The organism is Legionella gresilensis, assembly GCF_900639865.1.
Classification (GTDB): Bacteria; Pseudomonadota; Gammaproteobacteria; order Legionellales; family Legionellaceae; genus Legionella_C; species Legionella_C gresilensis.
In genome coordinates this window covers 1-4,465 of record NZ_CAAAHX010000038.1, presented here as the reverse complement: position 1 = coordinate 4,465, position 4,465 = coordinate 1, and the positions used below count along the sequence as shown (strand labels likewise).

Below are 4,465 nucleotides of genomic sequence, written 5' to 3'. Positions count from 1 at the left end.
CTTAACAGCGCCATGGAATATCTTAGCTAGGGCCTTTAAAGAAACAGAAGAAAACCTTCAGGATAAACACAAAAAAATAGGTACAGCTTTAATGAAATTGATAGTTACTCACGCTATGACAAAAGATGTTAAACAAATCGTAGCTGATATTGATGCTCCTTTTGATTCAGGGGAATTTTTTAGTAAATGTTTTTTCGAACAAATCACCCCTGTTCTAGGTTTGACTTACCAACTCTCTCAAAAAAATTTTTCTGAGGTTGTTAATAAACTACAAGTTAATAAAGAAGAATCGTGTAGTACTAAATATTCTACTTTCAATGTAATAGATGATTATCCTATTCCTACTGAGTCATTAAATCTATAAGAGACTTTTATGCCCTTAGTTGGTCAATTGCTCGTTTTCAAAATCCCAATTAAACATTTGTAATGTGAAATAGTTGTTTAGGCTCTGTTGTCTTACACTGGCGTCTAAAAGCTGATGATTTAACATGCTTTTCCAGGTCCTTTTTATTATTGAATTTTCTTAAGATGAGTAACAGTAAATTGCCAGTAGACGTATTATTAGCGTTACGTAAAAAAGTAGTCTATGCGGTCGTGCATCATGGTATTAAAAAAACCGTGGCCGCAAAGTTATTCGGATTTAGGCTCACGTCAGTGATCAAATATGTTCGAGAATTTGAGTTAAAGGGTGAGAGCAATTTTGACTATAGAAAACGTGGTATTAAGGAGTCCGTGCGGTGTTTTTTTTATCAGCAGTTCAAATTGAAGCCTTATTAAAGACTCTGCTAGCACATACGCCTGACGAGATTCATCTTGATTATATTTTTGAGGGTAGGACATATGGTGTTATCAACCAAGCGCTTGTGATAAAAAAAGACAGGAAGTCGTTTTAAAGTTAATATACTTGTAGCCATTAGTCTGTAGGAATTTATGAATTGGATAGTGTTTAAAAATAATTGTGAAAGCATCAAATTTATCGAATTCTTGACTAGATTACGTCGCCATGTAAGACAGAAAGTGTTTTGATTGTCGATAATCATCGCAGGCATTACAGTAAAAAGTAAAACAGTATGTTGAGACCTATAAAGAGAAAGTAGAAATTTTTTACCCCCCTATTGTTCTGAACTAAATCCGCAAGAATTAGTCAATCAGGATGTCAAAGCGAGTGCTTGCTTAGTGAAGTTGGCCCGTTGTATAGATGACTTACTCATAAACATCCGACTTTACCTGACCAAAATACAGTTTAATTCATTTAAAATTTTTAATTTCTTTAGGAAAAATCAAACGAAATATGCTGCTTCGGTATAATCAACTTTTAGACGCCAGTGTAATAGAATAGCATAACCCTTAGCCAATATTAGACTAATAAAGCCCCTATCTAGCTCAGTTAACTGCTAATAGCGTTTTTTGGTCTCTTTCCCTTAACACAACTGATGATAGTTTAATCATCAGTCGCACTTCAAGGAAGATTCTGGCGAATATTAGTAATTTCTTCAGGCGCAGTCTGATTAAAACTATTATCACCTTTTTCACGCTTTAGAGTCCTATTGTCATTTTATTTTCCATTATTTAAACTCCTAAATAAGAAATTTATGCACTGCCAAATCAATAATCAAACTTAATATTTGACAACATGCAACAAACGAAAATGTTGTTTAATTAGTTGCTTATTTTTGCCAGAGCGATAAAATTTGAACTAAATAGCAGCAAAATTAAGGCGTAATTATGTATCAGATACCTATCATTGAAATGGCTAAGTTAGGACAAACCCAAGCAATTATCGAATGGTTAAATACTTATACTCAAAAGAACGACCTTTTAAACATTGATGAAGAAGATGACGAAGGAAATTCCGCTATTCTGATTGCTGCTCGTCGCAATGATTTAAAAATGCTAAAAATTTTGCTTGATCACGGTGCAAATCGTAATGTGGTTGATGTGTATGGGCGTAACGCCTTGTATTGGGCTAAAGAAAATGGCAANTGAAATTAGTGAATAATAATTGGGTTATAAGACAGGCGGCGCTCAAGTGCTTAGCCCTTCTTATCCCCCGCGTGACATCAAGCGAGGTAAGGCAATTGCTCCCAGTGATTAAGGAAAAATTGACAAATACCGAGACAACTATTCATGAAGCTGCTGGCTTATGTTTAATTACATTGGTTTCTAAGCTAACGCAGGCTGATCAAAATAAATTTATAAGAGAGGATGGTACTTCTTTAATGAGTGACCATCCCAAACTATTTTATCAATTGATTAATGCTTTAATCAGCCAAGCTGAGAAAAAGAACGAGGATTTGCTGCAAATTTTGCAACTGGCATCAGAAACTGACCCAGTTCTACAAATCTTTGCAACAAATTATAAGGTGTTATTAAACGAGCAATTACCTTCTAATAACCTACAGCCTAACTTTTAAGTAAAGTACATATTGAATTTGCGTCTAATTTCTTAAGCCCAGCCTTGCAACAATTAGATGTTCCATCTTAAATAAGGTCATTTTTAGATATTTAAAGATTACATTTTTTATCAATATGTTATTTTAATTTGACAAAATAAATATTTACATAGTTAAGGTGAATTAATCATATAATTTATATGAATCCTAAGATTAACTTGCTATTAAAATATGAAAACATTAAATTCCCTAAAACGATAAATTCAAAAATCATATTATGAAATCGACCCTGCTCCTACCTAATGACTATAAGAAAATAAAGTCATATATAATTAAACAAATTAATGCCTGGAAAATTTCAATTAATGATTATGAAGATAAATATAATAAGAATTATTTTAATAAGACAACTCTGCTTTATGCTTGGCATCAAGCCTTTGAACGAATAAATAGTTTTTTATTGTCCGATAAAAAAATTGATTGTTTTATCATCACTGATAATAATGAGGAATTACAAGGTATAGCATTTGGAGCGAAACGATATTATGGAAATGTGACAGATGCATTGTCTTTATTTGGTAGACAAAAAATAATACCGTCTTACCATATACATGACATCTTAACAGCGCCATGGAATATCTTAGCTAGAGCTTTTAAAGAAAAAGAAGAAAACCTTCAGGATAGACACAAAAAAATAGGTACAACTTTAATGAAATTGATAGTTACTCACGCTATGACAAAAGATGTTAAACAAATCGTAGCTGATATTGATGCTCCTTTTGATTCAGGGGAATTTTTTAGTAAATGTTTTTTCGAACAAATCACCCCTGTTCTAGGTTTGACTTACCAACTCTCTCAAAAAAATTTTTCTGAGGTTGTTAATAAACTACAAGTTAATAAAGAAGAATCGTGTAGTACTAAATATTCTACTTTCAATGTAATAGATGATTATCCTATTCCTAATATTTGACAACATGCAACAAACGAAAGTGTTGTTTAATTAATTGCTTATTTTTTCCAGAGCGATAAAATTTGAACTAAATAGCAGCAAGATTAAGGCGTAATTATGTATCAGATACCTATCATTGAAATGGCTAAGTTAGGACAAATCCAAGCAATTATCGAACGGTTAAATACTTATACTCAAAAGAACGACCTTTTAAACATTGATGAAGAAGATGACGAAGGAAATTCCGCTATTCTGATTGCTGCTCGTCGCAATGATTTAAAAATGCTAAAAATTTTGCTTGATCACGGTGCAAATCGTAATGTGGTTGATGTGTATGGGCGTAACGCCTTGTATTGGGCTAAAGAAAATGGCAATACTAAGATGCAGTTTTTATTAGAAACGCCTGCCAAAGAAATTTCTGGTGATGAAATTATGGCAATAGAAAATTCATCATCCTTTAAAACTATTTCAGAAGAACAAGAAGAAATTCAGTCAAGTGTTGATAAAAGTCAGGAATTAACTTTGGGTGAGTCTCAATTCAAGTGCATAAAAATACCTTCTAGTAACAACAGCACTGCTAACCAACGAAGTCCCCTCCAATTTCAAAGCATGTTTAGAAAGAGTGAGGACGATTTATCTTTTTTAGCGTTAAATGCAGCCCAAGAGTCAGCTGGTTTTCTGAAAGACACGACTGACGAAGAGTCTTTTTCATTAACTCTTTAATTTACTAATAATACCCAAGCTTTATTTTTTAATACCTCATTTATTAGCCTTACAACTTATTTGTTTTTCAATTACTTATGATATAGAGTGTCTTTAATTTAGATAAAGCAAGTCTTTTATGCACAATATTAATTTAGACTATAAAGCATGTTTAATTGATTTAGGCCTATCCTCTACTCTTTTGATTGAACAGCTTAATTACTATGAGGCCTACATACGATTAAAGCCTGCCATGCAATTTTATCAATATCCATTAGTCGTTGATGCTTCATGGCAATTGATGTTTTTTAGCTCATCTAAAACTGTGTTCTGGAAGACACAACTGACGAAGAGTCGTTTTCATTAACTCTTTAATTTACTAATAATACCCAAGCTTTATTTTTTAATACCTCATTTATTA

5 protein-coding genes and 1 pseudogene are annotated in these 4,465 nt (G+C 32.5%); all 6 read left to right on the top strand.

Features of this window, described 5'->3' with window-relative positions:
• Positions 1–364, top strand: a pseudogene (locus E1P04_RS17410) (hypothetical protein); the annotation flags it as partial.
• 1,361 nt (positions 365–1,725) lie between these two features.
• Positions 1,726–1,986, top strand: a complete 261-nt coding sequence (locus E1P04_RS17405) for an ankyrin repeat domain-containing protein (protein ID WP_131784120.1) — start codon at positions 1,726–1,728, stop codon at positions 1,984–1,986.
• 5 nt (positions 1,987–1,991) lie between these two features.
• Positions 1,992–2,414: a hypothetical protein gene (locus E1P04_RS17400; protein WP_131784119.1), complete on the top strand. Its 423-nt coding sequence runs from the start codon at positions 1,992–1,994 to the stop codon at positions 2,412–2,414.
• 256 nt (positions 2,415–2,670) lie between these two features.
• Positions 2,671–3,363, top strand: a complete 693-nt coding sequence (locus E1P04_RS17395) for a hypothetical protein (RefSeq protein WP_131784118.1) — start codon at positions 2,671–2,673, stop codon at positions 3,361–3,363.
• A 96-nt stretch (positions 3,364–3,459) separates the two neighbouring features.
• Positions 3,460–4,065, top strand: coding sequence for an ankyrin repeat domain-containing protein (locus E1P04_RS17390; protein WP_131784117.1), 606 nt, complete (start codon positions 3,460–3,462; stop codon positions 4,063–4,065).
• Positions 4,066–4,183: 118 nt separating this feature from the next.
• Complete coding sequence (locus tag E1P04_RS17385; protein ID WP_131784116.1) at positions 4,184–4,411, top strand: hypothetical protein; 228 nt, start codon at positions 4,184–4,186, stop codon at positions 4,409–4,411.
• The last annotated feature ends 54 nt before the right edge of the window (positions 4,412–4,465 follow it).